The 24,174-nt window shown below is 40.7% G+C and carries 26 protein-coding genes and 2 pseudogenes; 12 read left to right on the top strand and 16 right to left on the bottom strand.

Annotated elements, in window-relative coordinates; all coding sequences use genetic code 11:
• Positions 1 to 101 precede the first annotated feature (101 nt).
• The gene (locus tag DESYODRAFT_RS13625) at positions 102 to 965 is read left to right on the top strand and encodes a tyrosine-type recombinase/integrase (protein WP_007781978.1); all 864 of its coding nucleotides are present in this window, start codon (positions 102 to 104) and stop codon (positions 963 to 965) included.
• Positions 958 to 1,980: pseudogene (locus DESYODRAFT_RS13620) on the top strand (IS91 family transposase); the annotation flags it as partial. The gene DESYODRAFT_RS13625 and the pseudogene DESYODRAFT_RS13620, both read left to right, overlap by 8 nt.
• A gap of 32 nt (positions 1,981 to 2,012) precedes the next feature.
• On the opposite strand, the gene DESYODRAFT_RS13615 reads toward DESYODRAFT_RS13620, so the two are convergent.
• Positions 2,013 to 3,512, bottom strand: coding sequence for an IS5 family transposase (locus tag DESYODRAFT_RS13615; RefSeq protein WP_007783992.1), 1,500 nt, complete (start codon positions 3,510 to 3,512; stop codon positions 2,013 to 2,015).
• A 130-nt stretch (positions 3,513 to 3,642) separates the two neighbouring features.
• Between DESYODRAFT_RS13615 and DESYODRAFT_RS29230 the strand changes: the two are divergent.
• A pseudogene (locus DESYODRAFT_RS29230) lies at positions 3,643 to 3,795 on the top strand (FmdB family zinc ribbon protein); the annotation flags it as partial.
• Between the two features lie 587 nt (positions 3,796 to 4,382).
• On the opposite strand, the gene DESYODRAFT_RS13610 reads toward DESYODRAFT_RS29230, so the two are convergent.
• Positions 4,383 to 5,516 (bottom strand): hypothetical protein, encoded by a 1,134-nt coding sequence (locus DESYODRAFT_RS13610; protein ID WP_007783990.1) that lies wholly within the window; start codon positions 5,514 to 5,516, stop codon positions 4,383 to 4,385.
• Between the two features lie 148 nt (positions 5,517 to 5,664).
• Positions 5,665 to 6,282: a hypothetical protein gene (locus DESYODRAFT_RS13605; RefSeq protein ID WP_007783989.1), complete on the bottom strand. Its 618-nt coding sequence runs from the start codon at positions 6,280 to 6,282 to the stop codon at positions 5,665 to 5,667.
• 321 nt (positions 6,283 to 6,603) lie between these two features.
• On the opposite strand from DESYODRAFT_RS13605, the gene DESYODRAFT_RS13600 reads away from it, so the two are divergent.
• The 3 genes from DESYODRAFT_RS13600 to DESYODRAFT_RS13590 all read left to right on the top strand — a co-directional run bounded on the left by DESYODRAFT_RS13600 (position 6,604) and on the right by DESYODRAFT_RS13590 (position 10,653).
• On the top strand, positions 6,604 to 7,467 hold the full coding sequence (locus DESYODRAFT_RS13600; RefSeq protein WP_007783988.1) for a tyrosine-type recombinase/integrase: 864 nt from the start codon (positions 6,604 to 6,606) through the stop codon (positions 7,465 to 7,467).
• The gene (locus tag DESYODRAFT_RS13595) at positions 7,460 to 8,626 is read left to right on the top strand and encodes an IS91 family transposase (protein ID WP_007783987.1); all 1,167 of its coding nucleotides are present in this window, start codon (positions 7,460 to 7,462) and stop codon (positions 8,624 to 8,626) included. Before DESYODRAFT_RS13600 ends, DESYODRAFT_RS13595 begins: the two co-directional genes overlap by 8 nt.
• A 992-nt stretch (positions 8,627 to 9,618) precedes the next feature.
• On the top strand, positions 9,619 to 10,653 hold the full coding sequence (locus DESYODRAFT_RS13590) for a hypothetical protein (RefSeq protein ID WP_007783986.1): 1,035 nt from the start codon (positions 9,619 to 9,621) through the stop codon (positions 10,651 to 10,653).
• Positions 10,654 to 10,718: 65 nt separating this feature from the next.
• Here the strand turns inward: DESYODRAFT_RS13590 and DESYODRAFT_RS13585 are convergent, their stop codons facing one another.
• Entirely contained in the window at positions 10,719 to 11,540 is an 822-nt protein-coding gene (locus DESYODRAFT_RS13585; RefSeq protein ID WP_007783985.1) for a hypothetical protein, read from the bottom strand.
• A gap of 319 nt (positions 11,541 to 11,859) precedes the next feature.
• Here DESYODRAFT_RS13585 and tnpA point away from each other — a divergent pair, with 319 nt between their 5' ends.
• The 4 genes from tnpA (at position 11,860) to DESYODRAFT_RS13565 (ending at position 14,528) form a co-directional block, all read left to right on the top strand.
• The gene (tnpA, locus tag DESYODRAFT_RS13580) at positions 11,860 to 12,195 is read left to right on the top strand and encodes an IS66 family insertion sequence element accessory protein TnpA (RefSeq protein WP_007783983.1); all 336 of its coding nucleotides are present in this window, start codon (positions 11,860 to 11,862) and stop codon (positions 12,193 to 12,195) included.
• The gene (tnpB, locus tag DESYODRAFT_RS13575) at positions 12,192 to 12,563 is read left to right on the top strand and encodes an IS66 family insertion sequence element accessory protein TnpB (RefSeq protein WP_042338567.1); all 372 of its coding nucleotides are present in this window, start codon (positions 12,192 to 12,194) and stop codon (positions 12,561 to 12,563) included. The genes tnpA and tnpB overlap by 4 nt, the downstream gene beginning before the upstream one ends.
• Positions 12,564 to 12,640: 77 nt before the next feature.
• Positions 12,641 to 14,263, top strand: coding sequence for an IS66 family transposase (gene tnpC / locus DESYODRAFT_RS13570; protein ID WP_007783979.1), 1,623 nt, complete (start codon positions 12,641 to 12,643; stop codon positions 14,261 to 14,263).
• Positions 14,250 to 14,528, top strand: coding sequence for a hypothetical protein (locus DESYODRAFT_RS13565; protein WP_007783977.1), 279 nt, complete (start codon positions 14,250 to 14,252; stop codon positions 14,526 to 14,528). The genes tnpC and DESYODRAFT_RS13565 overlap by 14 nt, the downstream gene beginning before the upstream one ends.
• 206 nt (positions 14,529 to 14,734) lie before the next feature.
• On the opposite strand, the gene DESYODRAFT_RS13560 is transcribed toward DESYODRAFT_RS13565, so the two are convergent.
• A complete protein-coding gene (locus DESYODRAFT_RS13560) occupies positions 14,735 to 14,944 on the bottom strand; it encodes a hypothetical protein (protein WP_007783974.1) in 210 nt (69 codons plus the stop codon).
• Between the two features lie 535 nt (positions 14,945 to 15,479).
• Here DESYODRAFT_RS13560 and DESYODRAFT_RS30070 point away from each other — a divergent pair.
• On the top strand, positions 15,480 to 15,791 hold the full coding sequence (locus tag DESYODRAFT_RS30070; RefSeq protein ID WP_157137180.1) for a transposase family protein: 312 nt from the start codon (positions 15,480 to 15,482) through the stop codon (positions 15,789 to 15,791).
• Positions 15,792 to 16,100: 309 nt separating this feature from the next.
• Here the strand turns inward: DESYODRAFT_RS30070 and DESYODRAFT_RS13550 are convergent, their stop codons facing one another.
• Together DESYODRAFT_RS13550 and DESYODRAFT_RS28720 are read right to left on the bottom strand one after the other, a co-directional pair.
• Entirely contained in the window at positions 16,101 to 16,766 is a 666-nt protein-coding gene (locus tag DESYODRAFT_RS13550) for an acetate uptake transporter (protein ID WP_007783972.1), read from the bottom strand.
• A gap of 377 nt (positions 16,767 to 17,143) precedes the next feature.
• Positions 17,144 to 17,335 carry a hypothetical protein gene (locus DESYODRAFT_RS28720; protein ID WP_169315922.1) on the bottom strand — a complete coding sequence of 64 codons (192 nt, stop codon included), beginning with the start codon at positions 17,333 to 17,335 and terminating at the stop codon, positions 17,144 to 17,146.
• Between the two features lie 647 nt (positions 17,336 to 17,982).
• Here DESYODRAFT_RS28720 and DESYODRAFT_RS13540 point away from each other — a divergent pair.
• On the top strand, positions 17,983 to 18,744 hold the full coding sequence (locus DESYODRAFT_RS13540) for a hypothetical protein (protein WP_007783968.1): 762 nt from the start codon (positions 17,983 to 17,985) through the stop codon (positions 18,742 to 18,744).
• On the opposite strand, the gene DESYODRAFT_RS28220 is transcribed toward DESYODRAFT_RS13540, so the two are convergent.
• From DESYODRAFT_RS28220 to DESYODRAFT_RS13505, 9 genes are all read right to left on the bottom strand, one after another.
• Complete coding sequence (locus DESYODRAFT_RS28220) at positions 18,741 to 18,899, bottom strand: hypothetical protein (RefSeq protein ID WP_007783967.1); 159 nt, start codon at positions 18,897 to 18,899, stop codon at positions 18,741 to 18,743. The two genes, DESYODRAFT_RS13540 and DESYODRAFT_RS28220, sit on opposite strands and share 4 nt — an antisense overlap.
• A gap of 244 nt (positions 18,900 to 19,143) precedes the next feature.
• Positions 19,144 to 19,659, bottom strand: a complete 516-nt coding sequence (locus tag DESYODRAFT_RS13535; protein ID WP_007783966.1) for a CBS domain-containing protein — start codon at positions 19,657 to 19,659, stop codon at positions 19,144 to 19,146.
• A gap of 418 nt (positions 19,660 to 20,077) precedes the next feature.
• On the bottom strand, positions 20,078 to 21,349 hold the full coding sequence (locus DESYODRAFT_RS13530) for a RidA family protein (RefSeq protein WP_007783965.1): 1,272 nt from the start codon (positions 21,347 to 21,349) through the stop codon (positions 20,078 to 20,080).
• Positions 21,350 to 21,522: 173 nt separating this feature from the next.
• On the bottom strand, positions 21,523 to 22,215 hold the full coding sequence (locus DESYODRAFT_RS13525) for a DNA alkylation repair protein (RefSeq protein ID WP_007783964.1): 693 nt from the start codon (positions 22,213 to 22,215) through the stop codon (positions 21,523 to 21,525).
• 61 nt (positions 22,216 to 22,276) lie between these two features.
• Positions 22,277 to 22,693: a DUF2178 domain-containing protein gene (locus DESYODRAFT_RS13520; RefSeq protein WP_007783963.1), complete on the bottom strand. Its 417-nt coding sequence runs from the start codon at positions 22,691 to 22,693 to the stop codon at positions 22,277 to 22,279.
• Positions 22,680 to 22,910, bottom strand: coding sequence for a helix-turn-helix transcriptional regulator (locus tag DESYODRAFT_RS13515; RefSeq protein ID WP_007783962.1), 231 nt, complete (start codon positions 22,908 to 22,910; stop codon positions 22,680 to 22,682). The genes DESYODRAFT_RS13520 and DESYODRAFT_RS13515 overlap by 14 nt, the downstream gene beginning before the upstream one ends.
• Before the next feature lie 261 nt (positions 22,911 to 23,171).
• Complete coding sequence (locus tag DESYODRAFT_RS29985; protein ID WP_282433066.1) at positions 23,172 to 23,276, bottom strand: VWA domain-containing protein; 105 nt, start codon at positions 23,274 to 23,276, stop codon at positions 23,172 to 23,174.
• A complete protein-coding gene (locus tag DESYODRAFT_RS29555) occupies positions 23,251 to 23,457 on the bottom strand; it encodes a VWA domain-containing protein (RefSeq protein WP_042338560.1) in 207 nt (68 codons plus the stop codon). The genes DESYODRAFT_RS29985 and DESYODRAFT_RS29555 overlap by 26 nt, the downstream gene beginning before the upstream one ends.
• 12 nt (positions 23,458 to 23,469) lie before the next feature.
• Positions 23,470 to 24,102 carry an HAD family hydrolase gene (locus DESYODRAFT_RS13505; protein WP_007783961.1) on the bottom strand — a complete coding sequence of 211 codons (633 nt, stop codon included), beginning with the start codon at positions 24,100 to 24,102 and terminating at the stop codon, positions 23,470 to 23,472.
• Positions 24,103 to 24,174 lie beyond the last annotated feature (72 nt).

The raw sequence follows: 24,174 nt of genomic DNA, 5'->3' as shown, positions 1-24,174 counted from the left end.
ATTTTAAGATGCCTGTTGCTGAACTGATATAATAATCAGTTCCTTTTTTATTACTCTCCTTTACAATTAGAGCTAATTTAGATTAAAGGAGATGTTCTATTATGACCAAAGAAGAAGTTCTGGAAAAGCTGAAATTCGATGTAGAACTCAGGGGGTTAAGCAAGAATACCCAAGATGAGTATTATACCAAAGCTAAAATCTTTCAGGAGTACTTTGATAGACCTGCTACTGAGTTAGGTGAGCAGGACATTAGAAAGTTCCTCCACTATCTCACTACAGAAAAAGGTCTCGCTTCTGGATCGGTAAATTCCTATAATAGCGGTCTCCGCTTTTTGTATGGCGTAACGTTGGATATTAATTTAAACATCAAGCAAATCCCTCGTCACCGTAAACAACGCAAATTCCCTGATATCCTTACTCAACAGGAAATTCAAACCCTTTTCAAGGCTTGTGATAATTTGAGAGATAAATGTATTCTAATGACCATCTATGGTGCAGGACTTCGCCTTAGTGAAGTGGCTTCCCTTAAAGTCTCAGATATTCATAGTCAAAAAATGCAGCTTTTCATTCGTAATGCTAAAGGCAGCAAAGATAGATATGCTCTACTTTCACAAGCTAATCTTGAAATTCTTAGAGATTACTGGAAGGCATATCGCCCGAAAGAATGGCTTTTTTACAGCAGGAACAAGACTGGCACACACATGACTTCCAAAGCTGTACAAAATGTTTTTCATAAATATATCAACAAATCAAAAATCACCAAAAACGTGACTGTCCATAGCCTGCGGCACAGTTTTGCCACCCACTTACTTGAATCAGGCATAAGTATCTTCCACATTAAGCAGCTACTTGGGCACTCAGATATCAGCACTACATGCTTCTATTTGCATTTACTTAAGATTGAATCTCTAAATGTAACAAGCCCTCTTGATCTGCTCGTTGAATTGGAAAAGCCTAATGGTTGAAGTTCAAGATATCTTCCTAAACTACGGCACTGACTATCGAAACAACCATAAGCTCACTCTGGTGCAGCATAAAGCGATGTCTGCCATTCAAAAATGTCGATCGTCACAGTTAGGCGGTCATATGGACGTTTGTGATAGTTGTGGGCATACTCGAATTTCTTACAATTCTTGTCGTAATAGACACTGCCCTAAATGTCAAACTCTTGCGAAAGAACGTTGGATTGAAAACCAGAAGAGCAATTTGCTTGACGTTGGGTACTTCCATGTAGTCTTCACTATTCCAGATACTCTAAATTTGATGGCCTATCAAAATCAGAAAGCAGTTTATACACTGTTGTTTAAGACGGTTGCCGAAACTCTTGCAGAATTAGCCTCTTACAAGAAATATCTCGGTGCAAAGATTGGTTTCACCTCTGTCCTCCATACGTGGGGGCAAAATCTTATGCACCACCCGCATATTCACTGCATTGTACCAGGTGGTGGATTATCCTCAATTGGTAAATGGGTTAATAGCAGAAAGAAATTTTTCATCCCTGTTAAGGTTCTGTCTCGAAAATTCAGAGGCAAATTCCTGTATTACCTTAAACAACTATACTGCCAAAATAAGCTTGAATTCCACGGTAGTCAATCGTATCTTTCCAACGATCATGAATTTGAAAAGTTACTCTCCCCTCTCTATAGCAAAGAGTGGATTGTTTACTGTAAACCTCCTTTTAAAAATGCTTCTTGTGTTGTCGAATATTTGGGTCGATATACTCACAGAGTGGCTATATCCAACAAGCGTATCGTCAGTATGGAAAACGGTAACATTGCCTTCAAATGGCGGGATTACAAAGATAGCAGCAAGCATAAGCTAATGACTGTTTCTGCTGATGAGTTCATCCGCAGATTTCTTATTCATATTTTGCCAAGCCGTTTTATGAAGATTAGACATTATGGCTTGCTTGGCAATCGTAACAGGACTACCAAACTGAAAATTTGCAAACAGCTTACTAATACGCCAGTTCTAATTAGGGCTTGCTAACCGAATCCTTTTTATTCGTTCGATTACGCAAATACACCAATATCTGTAATTTGAAAATACCTCTTCAAAATTTGGACAAAAAGAACCCTGAGCTTATGCTCCAAGTTCATGACAAAGAATTGCATGCTAATCATGCACTCTGCTGTTTCTTTCAATTTAGCATAAACACGATCAAGGCCATATTTCCTTTTACCCTCGCCAAACTTGCCTTCTACAGCATTACGCATCTTGGCATCCATCCGTTCAATGGCCTTCTCTACTTTTTTCAGGGCATCTCCTGAGGGCCTGCCTAGTTTGGGACCGCTGAGCCGGATGTTGTGGTTTTTGCAATACGCCAGATTTTTGCGGTTACGGTATATCTTGTCGGCCAGCACCGCCTCAGGATAGCATCCATTACGGGCTCTGTAACGCTCTACGCTATCTATCAATGTTTCTGCTTCATTAAACGCGTCCCAAGACAATTTTTCGATGCGGCAGAATCCCTTCTCGATGCTTATGGCTACCTTAGCCCCGAATTCTACTTTGGCACTGGCTTTGCCGCGTACAATCGGTCGGACATGATCCTGATAGAGGTTGACGATTCGATCCGGTATCTGATGTTGTTTTGTCTTATACATTGTTTCCTGCTGCTCAATTACGGTTCGAATGGTTTCCAATAACTTGACTTGTCGGTTGCTTAAGGCTTCAAAGCCTGAGGGAATTTCTTTCAGCATTTGGTCAACGTGGCGAAGGTTTCTTTTACAATATTGCAATTGCTGCTTGATGCCTTTTCTAAGTTGCTTCTTTCTCGGACTCCGCTGTTTAGACACACTCAGATAAGCTTTTCTCGCTTTTTCACGGTAAGTTCTCGGCCGTTTGGTTGCTTTACCCTTCGCTTTATGAAGCGTATCAATGATCTCATCCAGTTTCTCGCGGGATTCGTTAAGCAGTCCGAGGTCTGTCGGATATTTTATATCGGCCGGTGTGCAGGTGGCATCAAGGATCAACATACCTTGATTCGGTTTGGATTCTTCTGAATCAGAGTCAGCAGGGGTTTTCTTCTCTTCCTTATCCGCATCCGGAAGATTAGGTCCTTGTTGATCATCATCGTTCTTCTCGGCTTCCTTTTCAGATGTTTTTGCCGCCCGCTCAGCTAAAGCAATGCGCTCGTTGATTTTAGCCATGCGGTCTTTCTTAAAGCGCTTGCGAAATTTCACCAGGGCGACTGGAGTCAAAGGACGAGTCAATTGAAACTCCTTGAGGCCTATGAACCATTGGAGATAAGGATTCTCCGTAATCTGCTGAACCGTTTCACGGTCAGTATAACCGCAGCGAGCTTGGATGATTAACGTACCGAGTGCCATACGGACCGGTTTGGCCACATTGCCACGATCACTCGGAAACATATGGGCGTATTCTTTTTCATACTCATCCCAAGGAATTATATTAGCTAATTGAACCCAACGATTTTCGGGATCCAGTTTCCCCGAAAAAGGCAGGATGAAATCATCTATGGTTAGCTGGGGACTCGGTTTACGGTACATTTTCAACCTCCAAGTGCACGGTTTTTTTAATCTAAATTCATATTTCCTTGCACTAAAGATTCGACGTAAATGCCCAAAAACCCTTGTTAAATCAGGTTTTTCCCTGGCGTTTAGCACTCGTTAGCAAGCCCTAATTAAAGAAGAGGCTTCCAATCTTCAGCTTATCCAAAAACTCACAGGACTGGATTTGTCCAAATGTCCCCACTGTGGATCGGACAAACTAAAGCGATTTATGGACTTTGGTAAATCTCCTCCTGCCGCCATAAAAATTACAAACTCTTAAAAGTGCCCTGTTATGGGGAGGGGGGAACTATGTCTATGTTGCCATATTTGATGTTGATTTTTCATAGTAGTTATTGCGTCTTAACGCTGATTCCGTAACAGTTCTCAAAACTAGACAGGAGAATACTATTCAATCCCCATACTGATGTGCTTTTCCCGGCGGTTTCGTGCTATCGTAATTATCCAAAGTTAGGCAAGAATCGGTTCCCCTAGATATGTGTATTTATATACTCAGGCTCTAATTTGGGCTTGAGCTTTTTTACGCCTAACTCCGGATAATTTGCTAAGGATAATGTGCAGCATATAACTGCCCATGTCATTTGAAAATTATCAATCATATATTTTCCCCTTCTTTGTTTACCTGTTATATAAATACTCATCACTTGAACAAATTCTGGGCAACTTCGCATTTTTAACCATATGGGAAGTTCGCATATTCTCTCAAGCAGCGCATTCCTATGGATAGGAAGCTCATTTACCCGAAAAATAATTTCCTATATCCATGAATCCATTTGTTATGTAAAGTCGCGCGCCCCCAGATTCAGAGGCCGACAGGGCGTCGGCCCCTTGGACAAATATTACTAGTATCTAAGTAAATTTATACAGAACATCACATATATCGCTATAAAGATTCGAAAGTTCTTTCAATTCCTTCATTCCAAATCTAGCATCTGCATAGACGGCATTATAGTTATTGGTCTCATCATGAGACATAGATTCAACGAGTCTAATCCAATTCCTGCTTTTTACATTTACAATGTCCTTTCCCTTGACGAATAGAAGCAAACCATTTTCGTTCTTCTTTGTGGAATAAGGAAAGCTTGTATTAGTCTCTCCGCAACAAATTCCACTATAATGAAATATTTTAATAAATTTTGCATTATTTCGGATATGCATTCTAATTACATTTTCACATGTCGCGGTCGGTAACTGTTCGATATTCCATACAGTGTTGCTATTAGTAATTAGTTCGATTTCATTTTCTATACGATCATCAGCATATTCTATAATTGCTAATGTTCCTTCATATTCTTGAAATTGATTCCTCAGTTTCAAGACTTTCACACAATCTAAAATAAAATTTTTATTAATGTTAAAATTAATTAGTTGTTCTTGTATTCTTACTAAGCAATTATTCATTTCTATAAATAAAGGCATTATTTCAAATTGTTGTTCTTGTAAATTAAGATATGCAACTTCTTCTGGTTTCCACTCTTTAAAATTGGATAGAAGTCTATCCCGATTTACGTATACCAGTATTTCTTCTTTGTTATCTGTAATAAGTCTTTCTGTTACATTAGAAATAGGCATCTCACAATGCTGAACATAATTTCTTAATCTATACACTATTCTGTAAGCCATGTGATTATCATATTCTTGACTTTTTGCTTTATTAAATAATTCTAGATACTGCTGGTTACCACGATACTTTCGTTTAATGCGAGCCTCCCAATGATCCAAGAATGTTCTAATACCATAAAGGTAATTCATTGTATACCTATTAATATCCATTAATTGGAAATTGCTCCTCTTTTGTAAGTATTTTTGAAGAAAATTAATAAGTTCTTTATATGGTTTATCAAATACCTTATAATAATCGACTTCCATAAGGAAATCATTGAATTTTCTTGTTATCGAAGCAAAATTGCTATATTCATCCTCTCTAACTTCCCGCAACAATGTTATATTTTTATTTGAATCTAAACATGCATATCTTCTCATTAATAGTTCCCCCATCAAAACAAATCCCAATATATAGTCTTTTGTAGCATTCGCCACATGTTGTAACGGTTCGCGGGTTACCGAAGTCTTGTTACTACCTGCATATTATCTCGGATTTTGGTAACCCGCTGTTAGATGACGTTACCCGCTAGGAATTCAGGCAGAAAGAATGAAACCTTTGACCAAACTTACTAAGCGAAATATTTTCGTTTATTGAGTTTCCAGCACCGCCAAAAACAATGCTATTTAATGCGCCTTCCATGATTCCATAAGTCTTTAATTGTGCAAGCGATCCGGCGATTAGTGCTTGATCAACTCCAGGCTTAGATATAGTTGATGCCTGTATAGCAGCTCGTTGTTGAGCTAAAAATATTACTAGCTCAATTTGTAATGGTGTCAATGCGCCCATAATATCAAGGAATAACTTCCGTTCATCAAAATTACCCTTAACCGGAAAGCGCATAGTGTTTTTAAAATATTCTTTATAGTATCTGCGTTTGACCTCAATGTGTTCTGTTTCAACTTTTTCATGTAGTTCTTCCAATATGGCTGACAATTCTTCTGGGTTGTGTGAAGAGATGTTTGGTAAAGGTTGTCCTATGTTTTCTATCTCTTCCTTAAGTTCTTGGTAAAACCTTTCAAGCCGTTTAAATCTTTTCTCCTGCTTCTGACCAAAGTACAGGGTAGCTAGGGGTGCTCCAACATACGGTATGGCTTGTACCAAAGACTCAATAATTATATCACCGCTTAAGCCTTCATTCTTCATCCTAAATATCCCTCCAAATTGTTTCTTTGGGTAATGTCATCTAACATTAGATTACCGACCTGTGACGTATATCCTCCAATTTCATAGGGAGTATCTGACACATGTCGGTAATACTCCCTATAGATGCATGACCTATTACTATAATTTTGCAAATGTATTCATTGATAATCTTCTGATTTCCAACTTCGCATTTTAGACATTGCACTAAACCGCTGGCGCGGTGGTTTTCGTAGATATCTCTTAAAGTTCAAGCGATATTTCTATTAGCTATTATGAAGCTTTGCATCTCCTGTAAAACTATTTTGCAGGAGATGATTGAATATGACAAAAGAAGAAGTTTTAGCCAAACTGAAATTCGATGTGGAGCTTCGAGGATTTAGTAAGCATACCCAGGCTGAATACTATACCAAAGTTAAACTCTTTCAGGAGCACTTCGGTAAACCTGCGACTGAGCTAGGTGTAGAAGATGTTCGACAGTTTCTTCATTATCTCACTACAGTTAAAAAACTTGCTCCTGAAACGGTAAACACATACAATAGCGGCCTCCGCTTTTTGTATGGCGTTACTCTGAACGTCAACTTAAACCCTAGGCAAATTCCTCGCCACCAAAAACCACGCAAACTCCCTGACATCCTTACCCGGGAGGAAATCGAAGCCCTTTTTAACGTCTGCGACAACTTGCGAGATAAATGCATTCTTATGACTCTTTATGGTGCAGGACTTCGCCTAAGCGAAGTAGCCTCGCTTAAAGTTTCAGATATCCATAGTGATAAAATGCAATTGTTCATCCGCAATGCCAAAGGAAGCAAAGATCGCTATGCTCTACTTTCTCAAACCAATCTTGAGATGCTTAGAACTTACTGGAAAGCTTACCGCCCCAAAGAGTGGCTTTTTTACAGCAGGAATCACACCAGCACCCACATGACTACCAAAGCAATACAAAATCTCTTCCATAAATATGTAAAGAAAGCTAACATCTCTAAAAAAGTTTCGGTCCATACTATGAGGCATAGTTTCGCGACTCACTTGCTGGAATCCGGAACAAGCATTTACCACATCAAACAACTACTCGGCCACTCAAATATCAATACAACCTGCGTTTACTTGCATTTGGTTAAGATTGAATCTCTCAACGTAACAAGTCCCCTTGACCAGATGGCTGAATCGGACAAAGCCAATGGCTGAGGTCCAAGATATCTTCATAAAATACGGCCAAAACTATCGTACCAACCATAAGCTCACTATCACGCAACATAAGGCGATGTCTGCCATTCAAAAATGTAGAACGTCAGAGTTAGGCGGCCATAAGGAGATTTGTGACAGTTGTGGGCATACCCGTGTTTCTTACAATTCATGCCGCAACAGGCACTGCCCTAAATGCCAAGCTCTGGCCAAAGAACGTTGGATTGAAAACCAGAAAAACAATCTACTGGACATCGGATACTTCCATGTGGTATTCACCATCCCAGATACTCTCAATTTAATGGTCTACCAAAATCAAAAAGCAGTTTATACCCTTTTGTTTAAGACCGTTGCTGAAACTCTTACAGATTTAGCTTCTGACAAAAAATATCTCGGTGCAAAGATTGGCTTTACATCAGTTCTCCATACTTGGGGACAAAACCTCATGCACCACCCGCATATTCACTGCATTGTACCCGGCGGCGGATTATCCTCCATTGGAATATGGGTAAACAGCAGAAAGAAATTCTTCATTCCAGTTAAAGTTCTCTCCCGGAAGTTCAGAGGCAAATTCCTGTATTACCTTAAACAGCTCTACTACCAAAACAAGCTTGAATTCCACGGAAGTCAAAAATATCTTTTCGACGATAAAGAATTCGAAAAGGTACTCACCTCTCTCTATGGTAAAGAGTGGATTGTCTACTGCAAACCACCGTTTAAAATGCTGCTTGTGTTGTTGAATACCTGGGGGCGATATACTCACCGAGTGGCTATATCCAACAAGCGCATCCTTAGCATGGAAAAGGATACAGTTTCCTTCAAATGGCGGGACTACAAAGACGACAGTAAGCATAAGGTGATGACTCTTTCCTCAGAGGAGTTTATCCGAAGATTTCTTATCCACATCTTGCCGAGTCGCTTTATGAAAATTAGGCACTACGGCTTACTTGGTAATTGTAACAAGACAACCAAACTAAAGATTTGCAAACAACTTACCCATACCCCTTTATTAATTGGAGAGAAAGCTACAACCCTCCAACTCATCCAGAAGCTTACAGGATTAGATTTATCTAAATGTCCTAATTGCGGATCAGATAAACCCAAACGGTCTATGAGCTTGGGTAAATCTCCTCCAATCGCTGTCCAAACTGCATGTATTTAAGAAAGTGCCCTGTTATGGGGAGGGGGAAAATATATCTGTTTCATCATAATAACGCTACTTCGATACAATTCCTACTGAGCTTTACTTAAGTGTTATATAAATAAGACGGGAAATTAGAAATTCAATCCCCATAGCATTCTCGCTAACCTTCGCGGTTTCGTGCTATGTAATTATCCAAAGTTAGGTAACAGCATCACCACAAGAACTACCTTCTATTTACTCAAGCTCAGATTCGGAGTTTGAGCTTTTTTATGCCTAACTTCGGATAATTTGCTAGACATTTGGGCTACAATATCCTAACTAATCTGAATACCATTTCAGCTTACTCTTGATCGAATCAAGTCTTATTCTTTAGTTTAAGGAAACGGCGCTTCTATTGCTCCACTGCAAGCCACCCCTGCGCACCCTCTCTTATTATTGCACAACGCTTGTATAAAATTTGGCGAACGGAGTCACAAAAACAAAAAAGCCCCTACCTACATCGGAAAGGACCTTAGTTGTTCCACTCTTTTTTGTGGGGTACGCAACTCCTTTTTGACAAAACTAATGGAAGCCACCCTACAAAAGCGACTTCCAAATATTTTTATATTTCAAAGAGGATTCACCCCCACTCTAATTTGGTTAATTTTACCACATTTTGAGGTAGTTGCCTATGAGTTTGTGTTGCAATTCCGCTACATTGACTGGTTTTAAAGTCAAATAATATTTCTGTTACTTGCTCATCTTTGCCTAATGTGATTTATTTCCAGTTTTTTAACGAACTGAAATTGGCCCGCGCGGGCCAATTACGGACAGACATTAAGACTCGGGGCTGCGGAAAGTCTAATACGGTTTGAATCCGATTATTTTTCTTGCTTGGATCAGGTGATCGGCTATGCTAAACTGAATGTAAAGGACTTCTATGTAAGGATTTATTTAACAAGAAAATGATTCAGCACATAAAGTCATTACGATACGTGACAACCGCCACTATAATCATATAGGAGGCTTCCATGAACTTTCAAGAAATGCAAAACCGATTATCCCAAAGCAAAGAAATAGCCGTCATCAGCAGGAATGCGGAGATTGACGGTGTGATCTGCCATATCATGGGTATGGTGCGCCGTGACGATCATACGTTGCAGTTATTGATTTTGGAATATGACGAGGCGTATCGGGAAAAGCTGGAGAGTGCAGAAATTTCAGTATTGACCGCTTCCCCTGGAGAAGCGCTTACTAACCGCATGGAGCAGCGGGGCGACAGAAACTTGAGACCCGCCCTGCGTTTTAGTAACGTGAAGAAAGTCTGCTTTGGCGACTTGGAACTGACGACTAATGAAAGCAGCAACGGCAAATGCGGCACAGAGCAATGGGATAAGGTTGCGTTGTTTACCCAATTTCTCTTAAAGGGCTGGAATCCGGTGGGACTTGGTACTAGGGATATTGGGGCCATGTTTCTGACGAGTCTGACGTTCGTAGGTACCTATGACGCCATTCCGGCCTTTGCTGCAGAAGTACCCATCCGTTTTGCCATGGGCCGGGACAGCACCTGCCATCTGGTGGAAATGCCTGTGAGTTTGACTGTCGGCAGTGAGTACCCGGATAAGCTGTACTTTACGGACAAGATAAGCGGAGAGCGGCATTGGGTACAGATTAACAGAGTTACCCTCTGCGACATGTGGGCGGAGATGGCGAAGACATTTGCTGATCCCCGGCTGAAGGAACAGGTATCCCCGGAGGAACTGGCCCGGAGCAAAGCGGACTTTGAGAAGCGCTTTGCCGGAATGTGCTATCCGGTTATTGAGTATGAGTGTGAGGAAGATATCTCCCTTCAGTTTTACAGCCAGGGGTGGCTGAATGCGGAACCAATTCATAAGAACAGTGGTATGAGCTTTTTGATGAAAACTGACAAATCCATAGGAAAACTGGGACTGAAACTGAAAGCTGATATTATCCAGGAGCCGGTGCCGGCGGATACCATATGCATTGAAGCGGAGTTGTTTCAGTATAACCGGGTTAGTGAAGCGGAGGATATCGTGATAGCTTAGAATATAGAATGACACCATTATATGCTTCGTACATTAACTATGGTTTCATAATTATGTTCCTATTCTTAAAATGGCCGTACTTTAGCATTGATAAGCCAAGCAATAGCAATAAAGTAACCCAGTATGGGAGAAATACCGTATCCCATTAATGGAACGGGGAAATTACCAAATAGTGTAGAAATCAAAACAATGTTAAAGTATATTCCCAGACAGATTGAAAGCAACTTATAGTTTGGCGGTGGAAATAGGATAAACGGTAATGGAAGTATGACAAGGGAAGTGATCCCTAACGTGAACCATATTCCCCCCATGTTGGCTACCATTTTAACAATATCTTCAACATAAGCTACCGGAGGCAAACTATCTAAATTTATCCACGAAAAAATGATAATTAGAGAAAACACCCCTAAAACACTAGAGCGAAAATAGTTGTTGTTTGTGTTGCTCAATAAAATAATAGTCATTGGAATTATAAAAGCGGTCGTTTGAGAAGCGTCTGGCTGCAAAGCAAGCAGCAGTGACACGCCGATTGAAATACCAGCTGAAATCCACCAATTTGTAGTGTTTAAGATTCTCCATAACCCCATAATCAAGATAGGTATGACTATGCTTGCAATATGAAACCGAATCGGTCCAATAGATACCCATCGATGGACCCCTTCCGCTCCTGAATCTATAAATGTAAACAACAAGAGTAGTATAGCTATTGGGATAGTAAGAACATTTTTGAAAAGATCGGATTTTTTTGAAATAAGACAGGAAAGCAACAGTGCGATTATAAAGCCGAAAATATTTTGACCCCAAATGAATATTGAAACGTCATTTATATGCATTGCCAGGGAGCCAATTATTATTGCCGGAAGTGGTAAAAGTAATAATCTTTTCATCGAATCTCCTTGATTTAACCAAAATTATTTAGAAGCAGAAAGAGTAAGACATCGTACTTAGTATTGGCAAATTGGTTCCCTTTCATAGGATCAGTCCGGACTAAACCAGATAATTCAGGGACTTTATAATAACTTTTGCGGGAAGTAAGAGGAATTTTTAAACCAACGGCCTGTCTCCAAATTGAAAATTGATTTTCAATTTGGAGACAGGCCGAAGCTTATTGTACGGAGTCCGTAAGCGGTGGAACAAACACCGTCGTGTAGCTCAACCTCCCATCTGATACACTAAGGGCAAGTAATCAGATGGGAGGTTTTTAGGTTGAAATCCAAAGCTGAAACCCTGCAGCTCTGGGAACAGCGAATAAAGGAAAGAGTCCAAAATGGCATGACGATCGGAGAATGGTGCGAGAAGAATGGAGTGAGCAAGTACCGGTACAATTATTGGAATAAGCGGGTACGCGAAAAACTAAAAGCAGGTGAAGAACCGACCTTCGCCGAGGTTACCCCCATCCTTTCACCTGTCGATACAGCAAGTCAGAATTCGGTTTTATCTTCCGACTTTCAGATCTCTTTCAAAAGCATCCATGTAACCGTTCCTAGTAATTTCAATCCAGCCGCATTGGCGAGACTAATGAAGGTCCTGCAGGAATTATGATGCAGCATATCGCCGATGAGGCGGACCATATTTACTTGGCCCTGGGAGCCACCGATTTTCGCAAACAGCAAAGTGGACTAGCCTCCTTGGTGGCCTTGAAATTTAAACTGGATCCCCATGCGGGAACAAACGTCTTCCTGTTCTGCAATAAACGTCACAATGCCTTGCGAGCTTTACGCTGGGACGGCAACGGCTTTATCCTGGTCACCAAAGCGCTCTCCGACGAAATGAAATTCCAATGGCCGAAGAATCAGGGCGAAGTAAGGGACATTACCAAGCGGCAACTGGCATGGCTCTTGGAAGGATTGCAGGTTGACCAGAAAAAAGCGCACCAAGACATGGTTGACACGACTGGCATTATTTACTGAAAATGCTCTAAAATGCTGAGAAAATGGCACTTTTTTGGTATAATGGAAGTAAGAAATTTGATTAGGAAGAAAGCGCCATGCACGACGAAAAAGATCTGCGTATAGCACAACTTAAAATGGAAAACCAAAGACTGCATGAGAAAATTCACAGGTTAGAACACAATGTCGAAGCTCTCACGCAGGCCGTTTTGCATGCAGCAAAGCAGCGTTTCGGGGCATCCAGTGAGAAAACGCCGTCAACAGTAGGACAAGCATCCCTGTTCGGCGAGGAAGACGCAGATAACATTCCTTTACCTTATGCGCCCGTCCTTCAAATCAAGGAACACAAACGACCTGTACGAAAAAAAGGCGATCGTGAGAAACTCACGTTAGGGCTTTCCAGAGAAACCGTGGAATGTGTTCTGAATCCTGATGAATCGGCCTGTGGGATCTGTGGCAGTGAACTAAACGTCATTGGGAAGAAAAAAGTTCGTTCTGAGATGGAATATATCCCAGCAAAGCTGGTTATGAAAGACTATGTCCAAATGGTTTATAAATGTGTGGAATGCGGAAAGAACGACGAGAATCCCTACGATGCGATATACAGCGCGCCGGTGCCGGCACCTGTACTAACACACTCCATAGCCTCCCCGTCCAGCGCAGCTTGGATCCTGTACCAAAAATATGTGCTTTCGGTCCCTTTATACCGGCAGGAACGGGATTTTAAAAGGATGGGTGCAGCACTGAAAAGAGATACCATGGCCAACTGGGCCATACGATGCGCTGAAGATTGGCTGAGACCGCTGTATGACCGAATGCACGAACAATTGCTGAAATGCAGCATCATCATGAGTGACGAGACTTCTTGGCAGGTCAACCGCGAGCCAGGGAAAAAGGCTTCAAGCAAATCGTATATCTGGATCCACCGGAGTGGTAGTTGCGAGGGGCCGCCCATTATTCTCTACGAATACACACGAACCCGCTCGGGAGACCATGCCAGGAAATTTCTCGCAGGATTTAGCGGTTTTCATGTCAGCGACGCTTACGCGGGCTATGAAAAGGTGGAAGGCATCACACGGTGCCTCTGCTATAGTCACTTGCGGCGATATTACCTGGAAGCCATCCCCTTAGATTCCGGAAGAAAAGAGATCCCTGGTTCCGGCGGGGCGATCGGACGGGCTTACTGTGATAAACTTTTCCGGTTGGAACGCAAGTGGAAGAAACTACAACCGGCGGAGAGGAAAAAGAACCGGCTTATTTATAGCGTCCCTGTGTTGGAGGCCTTTTTCGCGTGGGCGGAAACGACAAGGACCCAGCAGGAGAATCTGAGAAAAGCCTTGAATTATACCTTGAACCACAAGAAATACTTCACCAACTTCTTGCTGGACGGAAGAATTCCCCTGTCCAATAATTTATCCGAAGTCGCCGTGAAACCCGTAGCTCTCACGAGGAAGAACTCTCTGTTTTCGGATTCAGTGGCAGGGGCCAAAGCTTCCGCTATCATATTTAGCATCGTAGGGACAGCAAATGCCAACAACCTGGATCCCTACAAATATTTGGAGTATATATTCCGCGCGTTGCCGAATCTGGAGTTTACATCGGATGATACGATATTGGATGACTATCTGCCATGGTCCGAGAAGGTGCAGCTTGAATGTCGGATGCAAAATACCAAAACGGAAGTTAAAGAGAAGGATGACCAAAGAGATGAAACTGCCTAATATTGATTTCTTAATGAACATGACCAAGGAATATCTAGACGGTAAGATTGACAGCATGACCTACAGCCTGGATTTTCCCCATGAGCTTGATCAGCGATACAAAAAGGCGCATCGTGAAGATGATGATTATTGTGAACTGATTTATGAGTGTCTTTATGAAGAAGGAATAGGCATGTATAATGAGCTATCCGATGGGGAATTCAAAAAGCTGATACGGAAACAGTATAACTACATCAAAAAAATTGCCCGAGAAGGATTTTATTAAAAACAGCTCCACTTCAAAAACAGTGGGGCTGTTTTTATCCCACACGGTATGTGTTCCACCGCTTACCGGAGTCCAATTGTCTTATGGCCTTATGCCGGTACCATTTCATACAGTTTCCGCATTTTAGGCACTTTTCTTTGAGTCCGCTCCTGATTTCGATCAATGAACAAGTATTGACGACCATTATTACGAACCTCTGAACAGGGCTATTCCGAATCACGGTTTTCATCTTGAATAGCCAGGACTTTAAGCCCGGGTCCCGGCTCTCCATTCATGAATTGCACCTCCCCCTCCTGCTGTGCTTTTAAAAGAATATCCAGGGCATCGGCAACTTTAGCCGCCAGTTGAAAATACATGGCTTTATACTCCATCCCAGTCTGTACCCCCCATTCAAGCAGAGGCAAGGCTCGGGTCATGACCCGGTCCTGCCGTCTGCTCTTATAGGGGAAATTAAAAAGCACATGCGAGGTTTATTTTGATTTTCACCCTACACATGCGCTGTGCTTCGTTATTTGCTGAATCCTAAATACCCAACCCCATCGACCGGAACAAACCCGGTGGTGAATAGAAAAGCAGTTCGCCCAATGGGTACGCGAACAGTTTCTTTCCGCTGTCTGGGTCAGGAATAGGCTGAATCTCCTGCTGCGTGAAGCCGCACAGTCCCCTCCCCGCCGACGTCTCATTAGACTCGCTTCACTCCGCCGGCACCTTGCTTGTGCACAAACAGGCAGCGTTGTATAATAAACATGTCGTCGTGGACAGTCTGTTACGTGTAGGTGATGTGCCACCTGCGCGTGCCTGGAAGTGCTCCTACACTTTCAGGTCACGGCGACTTTTTAATTTCCACCTATTTCTCATTATAGCTTTTTTGAGGTGAATTGCAAGGTATGGGAGAGCGGTAATCAGGGCGACAGCATTTACTTTTTTCAGCTCAACGCCGATAAATAGAGTATGAATATATATAAATTGACAGAAAAACTTGAAGGCATGACTGATCCAAGGCGGCAATGGGGGAACAAACGGCATTCGCTTATTGACATACTGACCATTGGATTTTGCACGGTCGTATGCGGGGGCGAAGATTTTATGGATAAATTGAGGAAAACCGCGCTCCCTCTGCTGCAAGCCGCCGAATTCGGCAGAACGGGCATTAAAAAGAAAATGTTCCGCGCAGCTATGTCAACATCCTCTTTGGACTCGTCTTTTTGCATAAGTGCACGAAAAAGGGGTTGCCTCTCTATAGAAATTATATTTCTATTTTGAGACAGCCCCTTCTTTGTTCATTCGTTTTTTTACGGTTTAAAAAGTTTCCCATAATCATCAAGAGACATTTTAAAAGTCAAATAAAAGCTTTGATTAACTCTTTTTAAGGATTTGTTTAAGAAACTCTTGGAAGGTTTCTAAGTCATATTTTTCAATGAGCGTATCAGTGGCTAAATAGCCTTGGGCTTCAATAGAATATCGACCTTGTTCGGCGTTATCTAAAGGGTGAAGCTTACTCTTTTTGGCTAAATACTGAATACTATCGAAAAATACCCCCTTTTATTTTAAAAAAACTATGATGATATTATCTTAGACACTTTTAGTTCTAGCGGCAGGAGCAGGAGCAGGAGCAGCTTTTTTGATAAGACCCATTGGTGCACCCATAGGCAATATATCGCGACCATAGAAGTTCTTGAAAAATATTCCCCCGACAGCATAGAAGCCAACTAAGGAGATAGCAAACTCTGACCAGCCAGCGATTTGTGCATACAAAGCGACAGGACCCCATTTAAATGATACGCAAGCAAGGGTGAAAAATAGAACGTCAATGAGAAGTAATATAATAATAAAAGGAACGTTCGTTTCGAAAGAAGCTACCGTAATAAACAGAGAGAAAATAAGATAACCAACAAATACTACACCTAACTGTTTAGGATCAGCTACAGCTTTCATGCCTTCACCTAACATACCATTCAAAGTTGCCCAGGAAAAAGCCATTCCGACCCAGAAAAACCCATAAGCACCTAAAACTGTGCCGCCAAATACGTTACCCTTTTTGAAGTCAATCGTTGCAGCTATAATTTGAACAAGTCCGCCCAACAATGCTGCCCAAACAACAAGTAAACCGGTTGCTTTAGGATCAGTAAAGCTTAATTTAGAAGATGAAGCCACAAAACATATCAACGACAAACCCATAACTCCAAACGCTGTAGGATCTGCACCTGTATAAGCTACTTTTACTTCTTGTGCACTCATTAATTTTTTCCTCCTTAATTTTTAATTGTTAAAAGGTAATAGGTAATATTAGAATAAATCCACGTAAATCACTAAATTTATCAATTCTCCCCCTCTCTAAAATGTTCTCTCTAGAGTACCAAATACAGTACTAAATACCATTATAACCCAAAATTAATATTCTGAATATAGGGAATTTTCTTTAATGTATGTGCCAATAGCTTTGCCTATGCTATTAAATGTACCTATAACATGAACCCGCTCATCTGTCTCAGTTTTTCCTTCGTTCAAATTAAAAGGGTAAAAAGATAATCAACCCACTTTTCTAGAAATATGCTGCAATCCATCCGTCCCTTGAATGCACGTTTTTAATTCCTTGATCACGGGATAACGTTCATTCAAATAGTCAAGGTCTTCTTGAGGCACTTTTTTACCTGACCAAAGGTTTTTGAGCATATCCTGTCGCGTGAGATAATGCTTATTCGCTGCTTGTTTTCCTGCAGCCATTGCCGTAAAGCCGTTCCGGCACGTCCTTCCAATACCGCGACGGGCCTATGGGTTGCTTCATCACGTTCAACATGATCGGTCATATACTGGATCATAGCTTCCTCAGAACTTTAATCAGCTCAGCTAAGGTATTCGGATTGAAACCTTCCGGTATGCTGATGGAATAGTCTCCAAAGGATAAGGAAAATTCCGTTTTGCAGGCACCAGGCCTTCACACTCATTCAGCTCTGGCTGCATTCCGCAATGCGGTCTCGCCAACGCTGTTTTAGGGTTAAATCTTTAGCCATTAAAAATCTCCTGTCTCTAATATCACTGTTTTTACAGAATACCAAAGACAGGAGATTATTACACGATGCCATTATATCCACTGCTTACTACATTCCTTGGCGATTTCGCGCGAAAGTTGTCTATAATTAAAAAATCCTCTTCCTCAAACTGATAGAATGTATACCGATAAGTAAGAACACCAGTCGTAAAAATTACTTCACATAGAAATATTAATTACATAGGTAAGAACTTCATCGCATATCAAGATATAATATGTATCGGAAGATTTATTGTTAATATTTAGTTCAACTATATAGTTGCACAATTTATTTAAATCGGGTTTAGATCTGTTACCACTTGGGTAAGTTAAGGTAGATTTATACGTATATGTACATGCGAATTTGTGTAGAATTAAGTTTAAGTTTGATTTAATATATAAAATTTAAGTAATGGAGGTAATAATATGGAAGAACTTAAGAGGTTACGAGGATTTTCAGGACTAAATTCTGTATGGGAGGTAGATAAAGTTGTAGAAAAGCTAGGGGATACCCAAGCAATTGAAAATCTCATATCCATCATTAATGAGTATGATAATGTTAAAAAACTGATGGAAGATTATAAGGAAATCTATAATAGAATACATAACAAGGTTACAGGGTTGCAAGATGTTAATGAAGCGACAGCCATTAAGGAAAAGTTTGAGAATGTTTTGGAAACAGTAATTGAGGTTAACACCTCTCTTGAAGAGGGTGTTTTAAATAGTACGAAGACTGGCATAATGAGTGCTCTCACTAAATATAAATTAAATTTAAAAAGTCTATATACCGATATAGGTAACGCCAAAATTCTCGATTACTTTACTATGGATGAACCGCTAGCCACCTTTAAAGATTTAGATGGAAATGAGTTTTGTATTTATATGGATTTGGAGAGCACTATCCATATCCATCCTGACCAAAACTATGACCACGATATAAAGGTTCACTTAAAAAGAAATAATGATATAACAAAAATTGCTTATATAAATGTCAATTACAGAGGATTTGATAGCTATGATTATTCTGATAATCGGGCTATAAATCCGATAGAGGCAGAAATAACTCCATGGATAGATAATTTCAATGAAGATATCAAATCTGTTATTGGAGGCATTATTGCTTCCATGAAGAACAAAATACAAGCTCTAAAGAAGTTCGATTTCGTCTGTGTATATTCCGTTTTCTAAGGACACCTCAACCGGCGAAGTTGAGCAGTGCCGCCGGGAGGGTTGCACATTGAAGGCGGCGTGTTCCAATGGATAAACATGCTTTTAACCGTGGCGGATAGTGCAACGCTGAGGTGCATTTCCCGGAGCTTGGTTACAGTGTTTTGGGTCAGCATTACTTTCTCCTCCTTTTTGCTTTTTGGCATGAAAAAAGGGCCTAACCTTTCGATTAAGCCTTTTGGGTAGCGATGATGCCGTTACCCAATTTATATCCCACACAAAAGCCGCCCATAGTCTCCATAGGGCGGCCCTTGCGTGGGATATTCATTTTTTGTTGTAATATGCTTGTCTGGTGCCTGTAAACCCTTAATTTTACTGGCTTTCTTTAAGTCCTGTAATTCCACTCCGACCAGTATTTTCTTATAAACATTCCTCAATATAATATAAAATATCAATAGCCCGAATAATTCCGATCGGCTTTCCGCCTTCAAAAACCGGCAAAATATTAATTTTCTTAGTCATCATTATACGAATCGCATCAGTTGCATTCTGCTCTGAATGAACGAACTCAGTTACTAACGGGCGAATTGCATCCGAAACCTTAGTACTGACGCTATAACCTAAAGTACTTTTACGATAAAAATTGCCCCACTTCACGGGAAATTTTTCATCGTTATCATCAGCATTTATAGTTTTTACTTTTATGGCATTAAGTATATCTCGAACAGTTAAAATACCTGCGAGTTTTTCTTCTGTCCCTTCTCGTTTTAAAACGATCATGGAACGATGAATTTTGCTCTCCCCCGTAGACTTTTTTAGAACCTTTATAGCATCTCTTAAGGTATCGGTATTATAGACAATTGGGTAATCTGATGAATCGGAAACGGGGACCATTAAATCTTTTACCTTTTTTGTTTCGGGTTTTGTTTCGAGCATAGCAAGCTCCTCCTTTTTACTTTTTAAATGACATACCATATTGACTTTGCATTCAGAATAGTCAGATATCAGTTTACGTGTTTTAATTATATCACAACATATGTCATGTTTATGACATATGTCGATAAACCTACTTGATAGCACTATCGAAGGTTCATATTAACATTTTCCCATGCCAAGTATCCAACATAATCTTGTTATGCGACCCTTACAGTCTATTGGCTGTATCTATAAAAATTCAATTGCATAGATTCGTAGGGCCTAACCCAGTTCTTTGGTTATGCCCGGAAACTAAAAAAGCATCAAGATTTTTGCCATAATCGGCTAAAATCTCGATGCTTTTTCATGTGCGTTGTTAAAAAAAGGAAGCTGTCAATTTTCATTTGAGACCGTTCCTGTATTTACAAACGAATGCCTGTTATGCTTTTGGAGGTGTTCCTTCAGCGTTTGATACAACTGCATCGATTTGGATTAAAGCATCTTTAGGTAAAGCTGATACGCCAACTGTTCTCCGAGCAGGAATACCGTTTGGGAAGAATGTTGTGTAAACTTCGTCTACAGCATCAATATCTGCAATATTTTTAAGGAAGATATTTACTTTAACCACATCGTCCATAACGTGGTCGATACTTTCTACAATTGCCTTGATATTTTTTAAGCACTGTCCAGCCTGCTCTTTTACACCGCCAGCTACCATTTCACCAGTTTTTGGGTCTAAAGGTAATTGAGCTGAAATATGATTGTAATGAGAAAAAGCTACAGTTTGTGTATACAGAGAACTGTTTGGTGCATTTTCCGTATTGTTTGCTTCTATGATGAGTCCATGCCTGTCTTCGATAGCTTGTGGGGGTGTACCATCTCCATGTGACACCACTGCTTCAATCTGTACCAAAGCATCCATAGGTAAAGCAGAAGCTGCAACTGTTGTCCGTGCAGGGACATAGGCTGTGGCCCTGGCGATAGCCGAGTCTGGGAAAAATGTTGTATAAACTTCATTTACGGCTTCAATATCCGAGAGGTTTTTGAGGAAGATATTAATTTTAACAATATCATCAAAAGGAACGTCGATACTTTCTAAAATTGCCTTGATATTCTTTAAGCACTGTCCAGCCTGCTCTTTTACACCACCGGCTACCACTCTGCCAGATTTTGGATCGATAGGTAATTGAGCTGAAAGATTATTGTAATGAGAAAAAGCTACAGTTTGCGTAGATAGAGGACATGTTGGCGCGTTAGCCGTGTTATTTGTAAGCTTTATGAGGTCGCCTGCTTGTGGTGCGTTTGGAATTGTACCTTCACCGTTTGAAACAAGTGCTTCAATTTGCACCAAAGCATCCATAGGCAAAGCTGCAACTGCGACTGTCGTCCGTGTAGGAACATAGCCTGGGAAGAATGTTTTATAAACTTCGTCGACAGCATCAATATCTTTGATATTTTTAACGAATACAGTGATTCTAACAACATCGCTCATAACATGGTCGATGCTGTCTACAATTGCTTTGATATTTTTAAAACACTGTTCAGCCTGCTCTTTTGCACCACCAGCTACCAACTTGCCGGATTTTGGATCGATGGGTAATTGAGCTGATAGATTATTGTAATGAGAGAAAGCTACAGTTTGTGAATATGGACCGATACCTTTTGGAGCATTTTCCGTATTTCTTGCTAATACTGCGTTATAGTTGCTCATGATAGTATTCCCCTTTATGATAAATTTTTTAATAGATATATTTGTGTATTTTTTACTATCAGCTTGCCAATATCATATATTACAGACTTATCCATCAAAACATGCGCTTACATACTGATCCTAACTGTATTAGTGTACTTATTTATCAATAAATATGTATAATTGAACTGGTATTATTTTGCTTTCAGCGTCCGCAGGTAAGCCTTTGCTTCGTCACCGATCCGGTAGCTCTCAACCGCTTTCTGGATAGCTTTGTTGTGGGTCCACTTCTCTAAACGCTGTTCCTGAATATAGGGCACAGCCGCTTCGTACTGCTTGGCCAATGCCGTTGCGAAATACCAGGCGATCATCATCCTGACATAGTATTCCTCCGAGCGGATAGCCGCCACAAGCTCAAGGATCTCCGGTCGGAAAGCGTCATCGAGATAGAAGCTCATCAGCATTCCGACTCCGAAGCGCACGGTATAGGTCTGGTCGGATAGCAGCCAGACTTTGATTTTTTCGTAGAGTTCGGGCTGGTGCTTTTTAAATATCTTCGGTGAAATCAGGTCACAAGTTGCCCAGTTGTCTATGTAGGGAAGAAACTCATCAACAGCGGCAACGGCGGCATCATAATCCCTAATGGTTTCAATGAGGAAGCCGTGCAGGTTATTTTCTTCATAATATCTGTGGGGAAGGATTTCAAGAAACTCCGCAACCTCCGGTCTTTTGGAAAATTCCCGGGCAAGCTTGCGCAGATCGGGCGTGCGGACGCCGATCACAGTTTCCGGGTTCACCGTCGGCATGAGTTTGCATGCAAACTCTTTGTATTTCAGATCCTGCAGCTCGAACAGCCGGTGCTGGACCTCTTCTTCTATAATGCTCATATCCTTTTACCTCTCATCTACTGAATTTTATTAATTGGATATACCTCCTCTTAACTTTATTTTACATGTGTCTTTCATAATAAATTCCGGAGAAGATTTCCGAAAGCATAGAAACTGAGTAAGCAAAAGCAAAAGTAACTCCTATTGCAACAAAAACCTGCTCACCTGATTGTTTTCCCATGATCAGAAAAAGGAACATGAGCACAATAATAATCACCTGTGTTAAATCAAAAGCCCTGCTTTTAGATGTTAACTTGATGAGATGGTTGCGTTCATCTTTCGCCTCGATATTTTCATGCTTTGCCGCCTCTCTATTGACACTGCGATAGATTTCACTTGCACCAATCAGTAGCGCTAAAATTGTCTGAATGACTTGTTTAACGTCAAAACCCTTTAAAAAGCCCAGTATCAGTGAGGATAAGCCTAAGAAAAGAAACACAACTCCAAAAGCAAATTTTCTTCTGTTATAAATCTCCATATTGTTGATCCTCCAATTCCTTGTTCTCTTTAAGACAGCATAAATTCTCCACCGTTGTCCCAAACACCTCTGCCATTCGATAGGCTAACATAAGCGATGGTCTGTATTGTCCCTTCTCAATAGAGATAATTGTTCGCGAAGATACATGAACCAAATCCGCCAGCTGTTGTTGTGTTAAATTAGCCAGATTTCGTAATTCTCTAACTCTCGTTTTCATAATCCCCTCCTCTTATAACATGAAGCTAGCTTCTGGTGAAGTCAACTTCACATTATTGCAAAAATCCTATCATTGTCAAGAATAAATACGAGGCTTACTTCGCAAATGACATGAGGGGTTCATGCAGATTTTATCATTAATTTCAAAACCGTAAAAATAAAGGCCTATCCCATCTCTAACCACAAATCTATTGCTATAAGAAACGCTACTATTTCTTTAACAAAGAGATAGTAGCGTTTCTTATAGCGATAGGGCCTTTTATTATTGGTCAAGAATTTTTTTAAGCTTTGCTTCCTTAAGCCACTGCGGGAATTCGTTCAACAGCCTTTCGTACAACTGTTCATCCGATATCCGGTCCAATATCATCCAGGGCAAAAAAGTTGGCGTTATCGACGACTCTGTCTTCTATCGTATCTAATTTTTCCAGGATGCCATAGTTTTCCCGCCCAATTCCTATGAATTGCCAAAACAGCGGCAGGATAGCGGCATAAGTGATCAATTTTCTGATCTCTCTATTTTTGTTGATTCCTTCGCCGGTGTATTTCAAATGAATCAATCCTCACCTATCATTGATTAAAGTTAATAGTTCTTCAAAACGATCAATCACATAATCATAGTCTTCTACCTTACCAAAGCCATATCTGGCATATACAAACGGAATTCCCGCCACTTTGGCTGACTGGGCATCTCCATTTGTATCTCCTACATAAATAGGTTTTTTCAGTTCATTTCTTGCCATGATGATTTTATTGGTTTCCCCTTTCGACAACTCTGTTACACCCCAACATTCAAAATCGCTGAAGTATTTATTTAAGCTGTGGGCCTTAAAGAAGGCTTGGATATAGCCATCCTGACAATTACTGACTATGAACAATTTGTATTTTTGAGACAACTTTTCAAGGGTTTCTTCTAATTTAGGGTATAACATTCCGCCATGTTCCTCTAAATAAACTTGTTCTGTTTCACAGAATTCTTTCATTAATTGCCTTTGCAAAGCTCCATCTAATTCCGGGAACAACTTTCGGCCTATTTCATCCATTGGCAGCCCCATGCATCCCTGCATATCTTCAGGCGTTACTGCTTTTGTAATCTTGGGATAGTTTGCTAAGACCGCTTGCCAGGCCTCACAAATTCCTGATATGGAATTCCAAAGAGTGCCGTCTAAATCAAAAATAATACTATCAATCTCCATTTCTTATTACCATCCCTCTCAGTAATTACCAATCTAATCTGTTTGCTTCATAGGAATGCCGACCGCCCTGCA

Source organism: Desulfosporosinus youngiae DSM 17734 (assembly GCF_000244895.1).
Taxonomy (GTDB): domain Bacteria; phylum Bacillota; class Desulfitobacteriia; order Desulfitobacteriales; family Desulfitobacteriaceae; genus Desulfosporosinus; species Desulfosporosinus youngiae.
The sequence above is the reverse complement of the archived record's forward strand: the minus strand, read 5'-3'. Positions and strand labels throughout refer to the sequence as shown.